This is a genomic window from Faecalicatena fissicatena (assembly GCF_016900595.1).
Lineage (GTDB): Bacteria > Bacillota > Clostridia > Lachnospirales > Lachnospiraceae > Claveliimonas > Claveliimonas intestinigallinarum.
This window is the reverse complement of record NZ_JACLYY010000004.1, coordinates 196,002-210,941: the sequence shown is the minus strand read 5'-3', so window position 1 is coordinate 210,941 and position 14,940 is coordinate 196,002. Positions and strand designations below refer to the sequence as shown.

Annotated in this window: 10 protein-coding genes; 1 reads left to right on the top strand and 9 read right to left on the bottom strand. The window is 55.0% G+C overall.

All coding sequences use genetic code 11. From position 1 onward, the window contains the following. Positions 1-34: 34 nt before the first annotated feature. The 7 genes from ilvB to H7U36_RS05925 all read right to left on the bottom strand — a co-directional run bounded on the left by ilvB (position 35) and on the right by H7U36_RS05925 (position 11,151). A complete protein-coding gene (gene ilvB / locus H7U36_RS05955; protein WP_138303273.1) occupies positions 35-1,714 on the bottom strand; it encodes a biosynthetic-type acetolactate synthase large subunit in 1,680 nt (559 codons plus the stop codon). Positions 1,715-1,774: 60 nt separating this feature from the next. After that, a complete protein-coding gene (gene ilvD, locus H7U36_RS05950) occupies positions 1,775-3,454 on the bottom strand; it encodes a dihydroxy-acid dehydratase (RefSeq protein ID WP_033125395.1) in 1,680 nt (559 codons plus the stop codon). Between the two features lie 33 nt (positions 3,455-3,487). Next, positions 3,488-4,573, bottom strand: a complete 1,086-nt coding sequence (gene leuB, locus H7U36_RS05945; protein WP_033125394.1) for a 3-isopropylmalate dehydrogenase — start codon at positions 4,571-4,573, stop codon at positions 3,488-3,490. A 181-nt stretch (positions 4,574-4,754) separates the two neighbouring features. After that, positions 4,755-7,700 carry a glucosaminidase domain-containing protein gene (locus tag H7U36_RS05940; protein WP_205155793.1) on the bottom strand — a complete coding sequence of 982 codons (2,946 nt, stop codon included), beginning with the start codon at positions 7,698-7,700 and terminating at the stop codon, positions 4,755-4,757. A gap of 167 nt (positions 7,701-7,867) precedes the next feature. Continuing rightward, positions 7,868-8,173, bottom strand: a complete 306-nt coding sequence (gene yajC / locus H7U36_RS05935) for a preprotein translocase subunit YajC (RefSeq protein WP_033125393.1) — start codon at positions 8,171-8,173, stop codon at positions 7,868-7,870. Positions 8,174-8,273: 100 nt separating this feature from the next. Then, a complete protein-coding gene (gene tgt / locus H7U36_RS05930) occupies positions 8,274-9,407 on the bottom strand; it encodes a tRNA guanosine(34) transglycosylase Tgt (RefSeq protein WP_033125392.1) in 1,134 nt (377 codons plus the stop codon). A 22-nt stretch (positions 9,408-9,429) separates the two neighbouring features. Continuing rightward, positions 9,430-11,151 carry a L,D-transpeptidase family protein gene (locus H7U36_RS05925; RefSeq protein WP_205155792.1) on the bottom strand — a complete coding sequence of 574 codons (1,722 nt, stop codon included), beginning with the start codon at positions 11,149-11,151 and terminating at the stop codon, positions 9,430-9,432. Between the two features lie 175 nt (positions 11,152-11,326). On the opposite strand from H7U36_RS05925, the gene aroC reads away from it, so the two are divergent. Next, positions 11,327-12,430: a chorismate synthase gene (gene aroC, locus H7U36_RS05920; protein WP_033125391.1), complete on the top strand. Its 1,104-nt coding sequence runs from the start codon at positions 11,327-11,329 to the stop codon at positions 12,428-12,430. 12 nt (positions 12,431-12,442) lie between these two features. Here aroC and H7U36_RS05915 read toward each other — a convergent pair whose 3' ends face one another. Beyond that, entirely contained in the window at positions 12,443-14,113 is a 1,671-nt protein-coding gene (locus H7U36_RS05915) for a nucleoside kinase (protein ID WP_033125390.1), read from the bottom strand. Positions 14,114-14,156: 43 nt separating this feature from the next. Beyond that, a complete protein-coding gene (locus H7U36_RS05910; RefSeq protein ID WP_033125576.1) occupies positions 14,157-14,936 on the bottom strand; it encodes a Nif3-like dinuclear metal center hexameric protein in 780 nt (259 codons plus the stop codon). Between the last annotated feature and the right edge of the window lie 4 nt (positions 14,937-14,940).

Sequence of the window (14,940 nt, the reverse complement as noted above, 5' to 3'; positions counted from 1 at the left end):
TTCTTTTTTATTTTCTAATTCCAGTTTCCTGATTCTAGTCAGCTTTTTTCATATCGGCCTCGTCAAAGGCGTCCCGGAGCGCCGCGCCGGGAGCCACCATAGGCCATACCTTCTCATCCTTGTCGATCTGGCAGTCAATGAGCACCGGTCTTCCAAGAGTCAGAGCCTTGGCAAACGCCTTCTGGAACTCTTCTCTCGTCTGCGCCCTGTAGCCCACAGCTCCCATGGCCTCCGCCAGCTTGACAAAATCCACCGCGTCGTTTAAGACAGTCTGGGAATATCTCTGCCCATAGAACAGATCCTGCCACTGGCGCACCATGCCGAGCACGTGGTTGTTGATGACCACCTCGATGACAGGCACGCTGTTTCTGGCTGCCGTGGCAATCTCATTCATATTCATACGCAGGCAGCCGTCCCCGGCAATATTGACCACCATCTTGTCCGGGCGCCCCATCTTTGCTCCGATGGACGCTCCCAGGCCGTAGCCCATAGTCCCCAGGCCTCCGGATGTCAGGAAGGTGCGGGGCTCTGTGAACTGATAGAACTGAGCTGCCCACATCTGGTGCTGTCCCACCTCTGTCACTATGATAGCGTCGCCCTTTGTCTGGCGGTAGATCTCCTCCACCACCCAGGGGCCGGACAGACCCTCCGCCGGATAGACGAGAGGATATTTCTCTTTGTAGCTCTGGATCTTCTCCTTCCACTGGCTGTGGTCCTGCTGCTCAAGCTGACTGTTGATCTTCTCAAGGATCACCTTCAGGTCGCCGATCACACCCTCTGTGATAAGCACATTTTTGTTCATCTCCGCCGCGTCAATGTCAAACTGAAGGATTTCCGCATTTTTCGCAAATTCGTTTACATTGCCGGTAACCCGGTCGCTGAAGCGGGCGCCGGCCACGATCAGCAGGTCACACTCGTCCACGCCGTAGTCTGACGCCTTTGTGCCGTGCATGCCCACCATACCCGTGTAGAGCTCATCCGTCTCCGGAAATGCGCCGTGTCCCATCAGGGTGTCCGCCACCGGGGCGTCCACCTTCCTGGCAAACTTATATAATTCCTCTGACGCGTCCGACAGGATAGCGCCGCCGCCCACACAGATAAAGGGACGTTTTGATCTGCGGATCATGGCAAGTGCCGTCTCCAGATCCTTCTCGTCTATATCCTGGGAGGGCACTACCTCTGTGGCCGGCTTGGGCGTGTACTCTGTCACTGCCCCTGTGATATCCTTGGGGATATCGATGAGCACCGGACCGGGACGGCCCTTCTTTGCGATGACAAAGGACTTGCGGATGGTGTCCGCCAGCTGGGTAATATCCTTTACAATATAGTTGTGTTTCGTGATGGGCATGGTGATGCCCGCTATATCGATCTCCTGGAAGCTGTCCTTTCCCAGGAGGGACACGCCCACATTGCAGGTGATGGCCACGATCGGGATAGAATCCATGTAGGCTGTGGCGATCCCTGTCACCAGGTTAGTTGCCCCCGGGCCGCTTGTGGCAAAGCAGACGCCCACCTTGCCTGTGGCCCTGGCATATCCGTCTGCCGCGTGAGCGGCTCCCTGCTCGTGGGAGGTAAGGATATGCCTGATTTCATTACTATGCTTATACAGCTCATCATATACGTTGAGGATGGCGCCGCCCGGGTATCCGAACACAGTGTCCACGCCCTGCTCCTTCAAACATTCCACTACAATCTCTGCACCTGTTAACTGCATAAATCTATCTTCCTCTTTCTTCTGATTTCCTCTGATTGTTCCATCCTTTTGGCTGTCCGCTTACTGCTGGCTGTTCTTCGGAACCTCCAGGACAGCTCCCCTGTTGCCGGATGTGACCATGGCAGCGTATCTCGCAAGATAGCCTGTGGTGATCCTGGGCTCTCTGGGCTGCCAGTTGGCCTTTCTCTGGGCCAGCACATCGTCCGGCACGTCCAGCTCAATGGTCAGCGCCGGGATGTTGATCTTGATGATGTCTCCCTCTTCCACGAGAGCGATGGGACCGCCCACTGCCGCCTCCGGTGACACATGACCGATGGATGCGCCCCTGGAAGCTCCGCTGAAGCGTCCGTCTGTTATGAGGGCCACGCTGGAGCCAAGTCCCATGCCCGCAATGGCGGAGGTGGGGTTAAGCATCTCCGGCATGCCGGGGCCGCCTTTTGGTCCCACGTAGCGGATGACAACAACGTCTCCCTCCTTGATGTCGCCGCCCTTGATGGCCGCGATAGCGTCCTCCTCACAGTCGAACACTCTGGCAGGTCCCTCGTGCACCAGCATCTCGTCCACTACCGCGGAGCGCTTTACTACGCTGCCGTCGGGCGCCAGGTTGCCCTTGAGCACAGCCAGGCCGCCTGTCTGGCTGTAGGGATTGTCGATGGGGCGGATAACCTCCGGATTTTTGTTCACTGCGCCTGCGATATTCTCTCCCAGCGTCTTTCCTGTGACGGTCAGACAGTCGGTGTGGAGAAGGTTCTTCTTGTTCAGCTCAGCCATGACAGCGTACACGCCGCCCGCCTCGTTGAGATCCTCTATGTAGGTGGGGCCTGCCGGCGCCAGGTGGCACAGGTTAGGAGTGCGCTCGCTGATGCCGTTGGCGAAATCAATCTCAAAGTCCATGCCGATCTCGTGGGCAATGGCCGGAAGATGCAGCATGCTGTTGGTGGAGCATCCCAGAGCCATGTCAACAGTCAGGGCATTTAAGATGGCATCCTTAGTGATGATGTCCCTCGGACAGATGTTCTTGCGCACAAGCTCCATGACCTGCATGCCGGCATGCTTTGCCAGACGGATACGCTCAGAGTACACCGCCGGAATGGTGCCGTTTCCGCGAAGTCCCATGCCAAGCACCTCGGTCAGACAGTTCATGCTGTTGGCCGTGTACATACCGGAGCAGGAACCGCAGGTGGGGCAGGTCTTGTTTTCATACTCCAGAAGGCCCTCGTCGTCCAGAAGGCCCGCCGCGTTGGCTCCAACAGCCTCAAACATGCTGGAGAGACTGGTCTTTTTGCCCTGTACCCGGCCTGCCATCATAGGGCCTCCGCTGACAAAGATGGTGGGGATGTTGATTCTTGCGGCAGCCATCAGAAGTCCCGGCACGTTCTTGTCACAGTTTGGCACCATGACCAGTCCGTCGAACTGATGGGCCATGGCCATGGCCTCGGTGGAGTCCGCGATCAGATCCCTTGTCACCAGGGAGTATTTCATGCCGATATGGCCCATGGCAATGCCGTCACAGACCGCAATGGCCGGAAATACGATGGGCGTTCCGCCTGCCATGGCAACTCCCATTTTTACAGCCTCCACAATCTTGTCCAGGTTCATATGCCCCGGCACGATTTCATTGTGGGAGCTGACGATACCGATCAGCGGACGATCCAGCTCCTCCTTTGTCAGTCCCAGCGCGTTAAATAAGGAACGGTGGGGCGCCTGCTGTGCCCCTTTCTTTACATTGTCACTTCTCATATTGTTCTACCTCCATCTGCAATTCTGTATATATTACGCGATATGCCCTGCGATCAGGTCGCCCATCTTCTCTGTGCCCACCTGATTCTTGCCCTCGGACATGATGTCAATGGTCCGCCAGCCTTCTCTCAGTACCTCGGCCACTGCCTTTTCTATGGCGTCCGCCTCCGCGTCCAGGTCAAAGCTGAACCGGAGCATCATGGCCGCCGACAGGATTGTGGCGATGGGATTGGCAATTCCCTTGCCCGCAATGTCAGGCGCGGATCCGCCGCTTGGCTCATACAGGCCGAATTTTGTCTCATTGAGACTGGCGCTGGCCAGCATACCGATGGAACCTGTCACCATGCTTGCCTCGTCAGAAAGGATATCTCCGAACATGTTCTCTGTCAGGATGACATCAAACTGCTTTGGATCCTTCACAAGCTGCATGGCACAGTTGTCAACGAGCATATGCTCCAGTGTCACCTCCGGGTAATCCCCGGCGACCTTCTCCACAACCTTTCTCCACAGTCTGGAGGAGTCCAGCACATTCGCCTTGTCCACGCTTGTCACCTTTCTGCGGCGCTTCATGGCTATGTCAAAGGCCCTCTTCGCGATCCGGCGGATCTCGTTCTCATTATACGTGAGGGAGTCGTAGGCTGTCATTACTCCATTTTCTTCCACCGTCTTCCTCTCTCCAAAATAGAGGCCGCCTGTCAGCTCACGCATGATCATCATGTCAAAGCCGCCCTCTGTGATCTCCTCCTTCAGCGGGCAGGCGCCCTTCAGCTCCTCGTAGAGAACAGCGGGTCTTAAATTTGCAAAAAGGTTTAACGCCTTCCGGATCTTCAGAAGGCCTGCCTCCGGCCTCTTGTCCGGCTCCAGCTGATACCAGGGAGAGGTCTTGGCATCCCCTCCGATGGATCCCATAAGCACTGCGTCGCAGTCCTTCGCTCTCCGGATCGTGTCGTCTGTCAGCGGTACACCGTGTACATCAATGGACGCGCCTCCCATCAGCAGCTGGTCGTAATCCATTGTATGTCCATACACTTCTCCTACTTTATCCAACACCTTCATGGCCTCTGTGACGATCTCCGGCCCAATGCCGTCCCCTTTGATAACTCCGATCTTGAGGTTCATATACTCCATCCTTTCTATGTACAACAAATTTCGCTATTTCATAATAATATCGCATTTTTATCGGTGTTTCAACCCTTTACCCTGTAAAAGCGTAAAAAAATAGAGTGTCCTCTGTTTTTTACAGGGCAATCAAAAAGGATATCACCGCCTGAGCAGGTGATATCCTGATCTTGTAAAATCTCTACTTTCTTGTCTTTTTCAAAGCCACTGCGCCGACAATAACTGCCACTGCGGCAACCGCAAGCACGATCCAGAGTATGGGAGCAGAAGTATCTCCTGTTCTCGGAGCTGCTTCTGTCTGGCTGCTGTTAGCGCCTCCCGAAGCGCTGCCACTATTCTGGCCATTCTGATCATTTATCTTCGCTGGAGCTGTATTGGTTAAAGTTGTACCGGTTGAACCTGATGTGCTTCCCGCGTCTCCTGTCGTACCGGATCCGCCAGATGTAGCTGAGGGGTCTGATGGATCCGGATCACCGGTCACCGCCGGGTCCGTCACATTCGGCTCTTCCGTAGTCCCCGGCTCATCCGTAACACCTGGTTCTTCAGAATTTTCTGGCTCGTCTGTGACTTCAGGCTCATCGCCCTCCGGTGTCTGTTCACCGGAAGCATCGTTCCCTGCGCTTTCCTCATCCAGCGCTATGACAAACGGTGAGAGGCTGTCCACCTCCACTGTCACCGTTCCGTCTTGAGCGGTCGCTACATAACGTTCAATGTATGTAACGTCATCCGCCTTAGGATAATGAAGAATCAGAATACTTTGTCCGTTATACTGCTCATCCACAGCAAAGGTAACCTGTATCTTACTTCCATCCTTTACCGCTCCGTCCAAAGAGAGCTCATATACTCCAAGGATCGTCTTTCCGGCCGCTTCCTTTACAAGGGCCTGGTATTCCTCCGAATCACTGCCAATGGGTGTGACTGTAAGACTGGTGTTCTCAGCAAACTCGCCATTTACACCGATGCCTGACGTTTCATCCTTCAGATCCGCAGATACATATTCCTCACTGCCTCCGGCTCCATCCGGCGCCGACGGCTCCTCGCTCTCTTTTGGCACAACAGTGACTGCGGCCTGGCCGATCTGAGAGCCATCCGCAGCTGACTGGGCCTTTACGGTAAGCTGCCCGGCCGTCTCGTCCTCTCCCACAGTCAGCCTGCCGTTCTCGTCGATGACCGTCTGGCTGCTGGAGGCTCCCTCTACGGACCATGTCACAGACTGGGACGGATCTCCTGTTCCCTGCACAGACACGCCAAAGGTCTTTGCGTCTCCAGGATACAGACTGATCTCAGAGGGATTGATCAGCACGCCTGTCACGGTCACTTTTGCGTTTACCTGTATGGACTGGGAAACAGTCCTGGTCACATCGCCGCTTGTGTAGGAGATCTCCACGGCTGTCACATCGGTTGTGAGGGGATCTGTCCGATAGCTGACTTCACCGGTCACATCGGTAACAGAGCCGTCACTCCAGTTTGCCTGCACTGTCATCCCTGTGGGGTCAAAGGTCTCTCCCTCCGTGTAGACTGTCTTCTGCGGTGCCGCCGCGATAGATATGGAGTCCAGCGTCGCGGGCACTGGTTCGGGTTCAGGTTCTGGCTGTGGCTCGGGTTCCGGCTCTGATACCGCCGTTCCCTGATTTACGATCTGCACATAGTCCGAGGAAATGTAGGCGTACATCGCGTCAAAGCTGTAGGCCCCGCTTCCCCTCACGACAGAGGTTCTGCCGCTGTCCAGCACCCCATCGCTCTGGATTCTGTAAAATCCGTTTTCCAGCGTACTGTCTTTGATGAGGACAGAGTAATTCGAGGCCGAGCCCGTACTGTAGAGGACTGTAGATGATGTGCTGCTTGCATTTCTCACATTCACAGTCTGGTGGCTGGAGGCCAGCGTATCCTTCACACCTATAGTGTACTGGCCGTAATCCTGACTGCCCTGGGCCGCGTCAAGGGCGTAGGCCACATTGGCCGCCTTCTCACCCCAGTAGGGATCTGAGGCGTATTTCACATTGATGCCGCTGGCCTTGTTTCCAAGGAAGCCGCCGTTATACCTGCCGTCCTTTGGATAGAGATATCCTCTGGACATCCATCCGTTCGCGAAGTCGTTGATGCATGCCTCCGCGCTCGCAAAGGTATTCGCGCTTGTCCCCGGAGAGCTGTCAATAGCATTCAGGCCAAAAAGATTGTTCTTGCTCAGGGCAATACTGCTTTTCCCCCATGCGCTCTCGTTGGCCGCAACCCCAGTCATGAGGAGGGCATTTACACCGTATGTATTCTGACTGTCAATAAAGGCGCTTCCCTTATTCGCCATCAGTGATCCTGCCCCTGCTTTGCTGTTGATCATGGCGCTCAGGGTATCCGCGCTGTAGGATGTGGCGCTCCTGAGAGGCAGATACTGATAATAGTTGTAATACGGATCACTGGGATTAACAGAATTTGCACGGGTATTATTCTGGTAATCAGTGATCATCACTGCATAGTCTGTGTAAAAATAATGTCCGTCGTAGCTGTAGTATTTGGTCCCCGCACTCAGATAGGACGGGGCAGGACCATTATCCAGCTTTGTCCTGTAGCCGGGTGTGGCCATAGTGTACACAATGCCGTGGAGAAGCCTTCCATTTTCCACCTCATAGCCGCTCACCACAGCGGCCTGGGACAAGTCAATGACCTCCACCTCCGATGCGTTGACCCAGCCGATCACGCCGGACATCATAAACTTCACTTTTCCTCCGCTGGTCCCAAGATACGCGGCGTCAGCGCCGTAGTCTCCGTTTGTGTAGCCGAGGGCTCCTGTGCCGTCCTCCGTATACTCTGTGACCGCATTGTCCTTTGTGTTAAAGTTCACCACCTTGACTGATGACACTGCCATCCGTGCTGACCTTGCATATGTAGAAATGCTGGCTGAAGATGTCTCATCTCCATCTGTCATGCTGCCGTCAGAGTCACCCACCTCAGTGATATTTCCATTTTCATCCATAGCCGTGACCGTTTCTGTACGATATGGATTTTCATCCTGCAATTCCGGATACGTTTCCCCTCCCTGTGTATCCTCTTCTGCCTTGCTCTCCATGGCTGGAAGCCCCGTGAGCACCATGCACATGAAAAGCAATAGTATCAGCAATTTGCTTTTTTTCATTAGTTTGATTTCCTCCTTCCCCTTGATTAATTATTTATATAAACTGATACAGACTAACCGTAACACAAATTTCCCTTTTCTGCAAGTTTTAACCTTTTTTTACATTTTTCCGCGAATAAAAAAGAGCCGGTCACAGAAACCAGCTCTCCTGAAATCATATGATTCTCTTACTCCGCATCCGCCTTCTCTACCTGCGCAATAGCTGCCTTCTGCATGGGAATACGGCAGTTCTTGTTGCTTCCAAACTCCACGATCACGTCATCGTCTGTGATGTCGATGATCACTCCGTAGAAACCGCTTGTCGTGAGCACTGTATCGCCCACCTCCATGTCGGCGATCATGGCTGCCACTCTCTTCTGCTCCTTCTTCTGAGGACGCATCAAAATGAACCAGAAAGCGCCGATAATCACAGCATATAAAAGGATCAGTCCGATAGGACTGTTCAAAAAGCTGCCTGCTGCCAAAGTATACATAAACATTTCCTCCTAAATTACTCACTTTTTGACACTATTGTTATCATACACAATATCCGGGGTTTCATCAAGAGTTTTTTTCCGGTATATTGCTTTTTTATCACGATTTTCCGCCCTGCAGGCCCTCTAATGTCTTCTTTTTGTACTCCTTAAAGCGGCCCTCCTCGATGGCCTGGCGGATCTCCTCCATCAGATGATTGTAAAAGTACAGGTTGTGGAGCACACAGAGCCTCATCCCGAGCATCTCCTTTGCCTTCAGGAGGTGGCGGATATAGGCCCGGGAATACCTACGGCACGCCGGACACTGGCACCCCTCCTCGATGGGGCGCTCATCCAGCTCATATTTCGCATTGAAGAGATTTCTCTTTCCCTGCTTTGTGTATACGTGTCCGTGGCGCCCGTTCCTGCTGGGGTAAACACAGTCGAAAAAGTCCACGCCCCGGTCTACCGCCTCCAGAATGTTGGCAGGCGTTCCCACACCCATAAGATAGATGGGCTTTTCCTGGGGAAGATGGGGCACAACCGCGTCCAGTATGCGGTACATCTCCTCGTGGGATTCGCCCACGGCGAGGCCGCCCACAGCGTAGCCGTCCAGATCCATGTCAGCAATCTCCTTTGCGTGGCTGATGCGGATATCCTCGTAAACGCCCCCCTGATTGATGCCAAAGAGCATTTGGTGACGGTTGATGGTGTCGGTCAGACTGTTCAGCCTGTCCATTTCCCTCTTACAGCGCTCCAGCCATCTGGTGGTACGGGCCACGGATCTCTCCATGTACTCCCTGTCCGCCACGCTGGAGGGACACTCATCAAAGGCCATGGCAATGGTGGAAGCAAGATTGGACTGGATCTGCATGCTCTCCTCAGGCCCCATGAAAATCTTTTTCCCATCTATGTGAGAGTTGAAATACACTCCCTCCTCCTTTATCCTGCGCAGGCCCGCCAGGGAAAACACCTGGAAGCCGCCCGAGTCTGTGAGAATGGGCTTCTCCCAGGACATGAATTTGTGCAGTCCGCCCAGCTTCCTGATGATCTGGTCTCCCGGTCTCACATGCAGGTGATAGGTGTTGGACAGCTCCACCTGTGTGCCAATCCGCTCCAGATCCTCTGTGGACACGGCTCCCTTGATCGCTGCCGCCGTTCCTACATTCATAAATACAGGGGTCTCTATGACCCCATGTACTGTGTGGAGCCGGCCTCTCCGGGCCGCCCCGTCTCTTTTTAAAAGCTCATACATTCCGAAAATTCCTTATCTATCCTTAATAGTGGCATACAACCGGGGTTCCGGCCTGGATGTTGTCATATACCGTTCCGGCCACTGACGGGGGAAGGTTCACACATCCGTGGGATCCACCGCCCTGGTAAATGCTCCCTCCAAAGGAGGAACGCCAGTTAGCGTCATGGAGTCCGATTCCGCCGTTAAATGGCATCCAGTATGTGACAGGTGACTCCCACTCATATGTCCCGTCCGCCTTCTTCGGCCCTCTCAGAGTTGTGTTCATCTGCTTGTAGGCGATAGAGTAGACTCCCTGGGGTGTGCCGTTGCCCTCAGCCGGGTTGCCTGTAACGCAGTCCGTCTCCACCACGCACTGTCCATTCACATAAACCCACACGTGCTGGTTGGTCAGATCGATCTCCACGTAGCTGCTTCCGTAATCATTTCCCTCGTGGGAGGCGGCCCGCCTTGCGTACTGGGGCTCTCGCGTCACAGTCTCCGCGTTCTGGATATTGGCCGTAAGGGCATTGTACTCTGCCTCCTGGTCAATCTGCCAGCCGTATGTCCCGCCGGACACCTCCACTGTATTTCCCAGACTTGTGACTATTGTCCTTGTCTTCCCGTAGGTGTCGTATTTGTTCGCCAACTCCTGGATGTAGCTGCGCACCGCGTCCTGGTTAAAGGTCACATTCATACTGTCGTCCACAGTCACCCACTGGGAGATGACGGATGAATCCACCACCTCTGTGTATGGATTGAAATCATAGGTGATATTCGCTCCCAGATAGCTGTTCATGGCGTCCCTGGCAGCCGCCACCTCCGGAGAGTCAGCGGTGAAGGCGGGCATCACATAGCAGTCCTCCGCCTCCATATCCAGAGTGGACTGAAATCCGCTTATAGCTGTATTGACCGCCTCTGTAAACTTCTCTGTGTCGATCTGTGAGCCGATCACCTCGTCCTGGATCACAAACTCTGTATCCTGGAATACAGGACGGGCCGACTGGGGAGCTGTCTGCTCCTCGGGCTGCATGCACTTCAGACCCGCGATCACTTCATTTAGCTTGTCTTTATCGTATTCCACTCCCACAGAAGCCGTAATCTCCGGATGGTTCCAGAGAGCCGTGATCCACAGAAGGGGATTTTGCTTTTTCAAAAGGGTAGTGACCTCGTCCCCCTCTACATAGGTAAGGTCTATGTCGTCCCCATCGATGCTTTCTGATCCACCGTCGATCTCCTTCAGTGTGAGCTCATAGTCCTTGACCTGCTCCTCCATATAGCTCTCCACTGCCCCGGCAGCCTGAGCGGAAAACTCTGTGCCGTTGATCCTTGTGTAGAAAAAGAAGTGCCTGGTAAAGAACAGAGCCACGCCCAGATAGGCAAGCACCAGCACACCCAGGATGACCAGAAGGACGATCAACACCTTCTTTTTTCCTCTTTTCTTTCCGTCTGTCTTTTCCTCGGGCTCCAGTTCATCCTCATCGCTCATAAACGCGTCGTCTTCGTCATCTTCTCTGTCATAAAACTCCTCATTGTCATCCAGGCGGATCACGCCGTCATCACCGTCAAAGGGATCCTCCTCCCCCTCGCTGAGCTCCTCCTCCAGCTCCTGGAGAGAGTCTGTATCCGGCTCCTCCGACTCCTCTCCCGCCTGGACGTCCTCCGCAGCGGAGTCCTGCAGGCCATCGTAGATCTCTTTCATCGTCTCTTCGAGAATTTCTTCTGAGGAGCGCTCAATATCCTCCCGGCTGTTTTCTTTCTTGCTCATAAAAATCTGCTCCCTGTCTCTATATTTATACTTATAGCTACACTTTTACACAATACGTAGTAATTATAGTGTCCCGGCTTTCTCTTGTCAACAATCCGCCTCTTGTTTATAATAAATCTTAATATATCTTAACAGGATTTAACAAACAATTTACAAAATAAAGGAGCGATGCATCATGGCAGGTTCTACACTTGGAACACTTTTCACCGTCACCACCTGGGGCGAGTCCCACGGTCCGGCCCTGGGCGCCGTCGTGGACGGATGCCCGGCAGGGCTTCCACTCTGCGAGGAGGACATACAGCGCTACCTGGACCGCAGGAAGCCGGGACAGGGAAAATTTACCACAGCAAGGAGAGAGGGGGACCGGGCACAGATCCTCTCCGGCGTATTTGATGGAAAGACCACCGGCACCCCCATTTCCATCCTGATTAAAAATGAAGATCAGAGATCCCGGGATTACAGCTCTATCAAAGATTGCTGCAGGCCCGGCCACGCAGATTACACCTTTGACCGCAAATACGGCATCCGGGACTACCGGGGAGGCGGCCGCTCCTCCGGCCGGGAGACAGCCGGGCGGGTAGCCGCTGGCGCCGTGGCGGCAAAGCTGCTGGCCGAGCTTGGCATCCATTTTACGGCCTACACAAAAGCCATCGGAGATATCAGCATCCCCGATGGCGCATATGATTTCAGTCAGATCACAGAAAATCCTCTTTATATGCCCTCCCGATCCCACGCTGAGGAGGCCGCCGCTTTTCTGGAGGACTGTATCAGAAGGCAGGACTCCGCCGGCGGCGTTGTAGAGTGCAGGATCGACGGCCTGCCCGCGGGCATCGGCGAGCCTGTCTTCCACAAGCTGGACGCCGCCCTGGCTGGAGCCGTCATGTCCATCGGCGCTGTCAAGGGCGTGGAAATAGGCGACGGCTTTGGAGCGGCCCGCTCCTTTGGGAGCAGGAACAACGATCCCTTCTACGCGGACGAAAGCGGCGTACACAAGCGTACAAACCACGCAGGGGGCACTCTGGGCGGCATCAGCGACGGCAGCGCCGTCATCCTGCGGGCCGCCGTCAAGCCCACACCCTCCATCTCCCGGGAGCAGGACACCGTGGACAGGGAAGGAAACAATCTGAAGATCTCTATCCAGGGCCGACACGACCCGGTCATCGTCCCCCGGGCTGTTGTGGTGGTGGAGGCCATGGCCGCCCTCACTGTGGCTGACCTCCTCATGATCCGCATGAGCTCCCGTCTCTCTGACATAAAAGCTTTCTACAGCGGCCGCTAGAAGCGGCCCTGACTACACCCGGAAGCATCCTCCGCCGATAAACTCCCGCAGCAGGGAGTTGGCCGGCACGAGGGTGCTTTCAATTCCCACAAAATAGTCCAGGAATTTCAGCAGTCTCTTCGCCTCCAGATATTCCCGGCAGTCCCTCTCAATTCCGAAGAGCAGGGGCTCCACATACTGCTTCAGCACAGCCAGCTCATAGATCAGAGCCGAGTTGAACATGACGTCCGCCTCCTCCTGGTAGGGGAAAATGTTCTTCTCCTCCCCTCTTCTCACAGAGGGCCACATAGCTATGGTTCTCCTGGCCGAGGAGCCTCTGGTCCTGGCATCCCTGACAAGCCGGCGGATCAGGCGGCCGTCCGTGGTGGGGATCCGGTTGTGCTCATCTATGTTGAGCTGGGTCAGAGCGCTGATGTAGATCCGGAATTTATTCTCGTCGGGCAGGGAGAGGGTCAGCTTGGGATTCAGGCAGTGAATCCCCTCGATCACAAGCACATCCTCAGCTCCCAGCTTTTTCGGCTTTCCCCCGAATTCCTTGTGCCCGGTCTTGAAATTGAAGGTGGGCAGGACAACCTCCTCCCCATCCAGGAGGCGCCTCATCTGGTCGTTGAAGAGGTCTGTGTCCACCGCCTCCAGGCACTCAAAGTCAAAATCCCCGTTTTCATCCCTTGGGTTCTCCTCCCTCTCCACAAAATAGTTGTCCACAGAGATGGGATGGGGTACCATGCCGGCGGCCCGCAGCTGAATGGACAGGCGGTGGGAAAAGGTAGTCTTCCCCGATGAGGAGGGGCCGGCGATGAGGACAAATTTGGCCTCCCTCCGGCCGGCGATCTTCTCCGCGATCTGAGCGATCTTCTTCTCCTGGAGAGCCTCCTGCACCAGCACCATATCCCGCATATCGCCGCCCTTTGTGATCCGGTCGTTGAGAGAGCCCACGGTCTCGATCCCCTGCATATCCCCCCATTTTGTGGACTCCTTCATGACCTGAAAGAGCTTGCTCTTGGGGGCAAAGGGAGCCAGGCTGCGAGGCTCCCTTCTGGAGGGCATCTGGATGACAAAGCCCTCATCGTAGAGATAGAGGGCAAAATATCGCAGATAGCCGGCCGACGGCACCATATAGCCGTAATAATAGTCCTCAAACTCATTCATGCTGTAGATGTTGACCTTGGAGACGCGGCGGTACTCAAAAAGGCGCTCCTTGTCGTGCATGCCATGTCTGCGGAACAGGGCCACAGCCTCATCCGTATGTATGGTCCTTTTGCGCACCGGCATGTCCTCCTCCACCATGGAGCGCATCCTCCCCTCTACCTGGTCCAGGAAGGACCGGGTCAGGGGGAAATCCGCATCCATGGTACAGTAATATCCATCCCCCATAGAGTAGTGGATCCTCACCTTCCGTATCCCCTCGTGGTGGGCGGCGTCGTAGATGGCCTTGACCAGCATGAGACACATGCTCCTCTTGTAGGTGCTGTGTCCGATCTCGTCCCCTGTAGTCTCAAAGACAAGACTGCAGTCCCCCTGCAGTGTCTTGTGGAGCTCCTGCAGCTTCCCGTCCACAAAGACCAGCACGATATCATTCTCATGGTTCTTCTGGAAATCCCCGGCGATCACCCTGTAGGGCGTGCCCTCCGGATACTCCCTTGTCTCTCCATCCGCCTCGATCCGATACATCTTCCGCTCCATGACAAACCTCCTGTATGCTCCGTTTTACGTCAGCGCCCTGCCGTCACACGATCTGGAAGGGATGGCGCACCGGCGCGGCCTTCACCTCCACGCCCTTCAGCCTCTCTTCCAGATACGCTTTTACATCCTCTATAAAAATGTGCTCGATCCCGTAATGCCCGGCATCAATGATGGCCAGGCCCTGGGCCACCGCGTCAATACCTGTGTGGTGGTCGATATCCCCTGTGATGAGCACATCCGCCCGCTTGTCAAGCGCCGCCTTCACCATGCTTTTCCCGGATCCCGGGGAGATAGCGATCCTGGATACCATCTGTTCCATATCCCCGAACACCTTCACAGCCCCCAGGTGGAATCGGTCCTTCACAGACCAGCACACCTCACTGAGCGGCACCGGGCTGGCCAGATCCGCCACTCTGCCGATCCCCTCCGGCTGCTCCCCCTCTCTTGTCACCTCCAGCACCTCCGGATTCTTCAGCTCCATCTTCTTTCCCGACAGCTCAGCCATCCCCAGCACATCGTAGTTGGTGTGCATGGCGTAGTAGGAAATGTCGTTCCGCACCAGCTTCAGGATGCGGGCCCCGATAAAGTCCAGATTGTTGATTCTCTTCAGGCCGGAGAAGATCATGGGGTGATGGGTCACAAGCATGTCGGCCCCCCACTGCACCGCATCCTCGATGGCCGCGTCATCCGCATCCAGAGCCACATAAATGCGCTTCACTTCCTTGTCATCTCTCCCCACAAGGAGTCCCACATTGTCCCAGTCCATGGCATAGTCGGCCGGGTAGGCCTCCTCGATCACATCCATCACATCTTTGCAAAGCATTGTC